This is a genomic window from uncultured Acetatifactor sp., from assembly GCF_948601915.1.
Classification (GTDB): Bacteria; Bacillota; Clostridia; order Lachnospirales; family Lachnospiraceae; genus Acetatifactor.
In genome coordinates this window covers 1-1,282 of record NZ_CAPDXS010000039.1, presented here as the reverse complement: position 1 = coordinate 1,282, position 1,282 = coordinate 1, and the positions used below count along the sequence as shown (strand labels likewise).

Annotated in this window: 1 protein-coding gene; it reads right to left on the bottom strand. The window is 57.6% G+C overall.

Annotated elements, in window-relative coordinates; translation table 11 throughout:
- Positions 1 to 1,162, bottom strand: a 1,162-nt coding sequence (locus Q2B33_RS08665) for a putative ABC transporter permease (RefSeq protein WP_330691364.1), incomplete at its 3' end; no start/stop codon positions are given.
- Positions 1,163 to 1,282: the final 120 nt, after the last annotated feature.

The following is a 1,282-nucleotide window of genomic DNA, read 5'->3' as shown; positions in this document are numbered from 1 at the left end:
GGCAGTTGCACAGAATCTTCCCCGCCCGCACCGGCAGCCTCTCTATCAGATCCGACAGCTTCGGATAAATCATCTTCAGCCACACCACAGCCGCAATCCCCCAGAAAAAGCAATAAAGCAGGTTTATGCGCCCGCCCAGGTTAAAGGCGAAGCCGCTGTAGTCCCAGAACACCGTGCCGAAGACCAGCTCCGTGAACACGCTGCAGACATACTCGTAAGCGCCCCCCAGCAGCGTGCCCGCCAGGAAGATGTGCCTGTCGCTCCTGTTCCGATACCGGTAGAGGAACAGGGTCAGCAGCGCGCAGCCCAGGCCCCAGACGATGCTGAAAGGCCCATACACCACGCTGCTGCGGCTCATGAGCACCCCGGTGGTCAGGAGGCAGAAGACAGTCTCCGTCAGATCCCCCAGGAACGCCCCGATGAAGAACAGCGCTGTCAGCTTATAGAAGCAGCACCCTTCCGCGAACACCGCATGCCCCGCCTTGGCCCGCTCCGATTTCGCCTGGATGTCCGCCGCGATGTCCTCTGGATTGATGGAGGGAAAGGAGCGCTGCATCCGCTTCTGCACCCCGGCGGTGAGGCGGTTCTCCAGGAGCCTGGAGGTCTGCTGCATGCCCTCGGAGAGCTGGGACAGGCGCCTCGCTGTGACCTTCATGCCCAGGACCGCCATGGAGGTGGTGATGAAATCCGCCGCCAGAAGCCCTGCGGCAGTCCACTGCGCCACCAAAGTCACAGGCCGGGGGATGCCCCGCAGCAGACCGCACAGCACCGGGTTCAGGAAGCGCATGGTGGCCACGGCCAGCAGCCCCCACAACAGGGAATACCGGAGGCAGACATAGCCGCCCAAATTGTACTTGATTTCAGAATAATCCCACAATTTCCTGCGGAAAATCTTCTCCATGAGCATGCCTGTGGTGTATTCCACCACCGAGGCCAGCAGCAGTCCTCCCAGGAAGAGGAAGAACAGATTGTCCGTAAGCTCCGGCAAAAACACCGCGAACACCACAGCGCTGAAGCCGTATATGGTACAGTAGGGGCTGTTCACGAAGCCCCGGTTCACGAACTTTCTGCGGCTGAACGCGGCGAAGCACACCTCCACGCACCAGCCCGCGAAGGAGTAGATGAAAAACAGCCAGACCAGATCTGTCAAAACGTATGTCATATCAATTCTCTTCCTTATCTACATTTATCTCGTTTGCAAATAAAATTCCATATGTTCTCCGATAGATTGTACCAAGCCACTTACGTGGCAGCAAGTTCTAAAAATATTTTCTCCTAAATC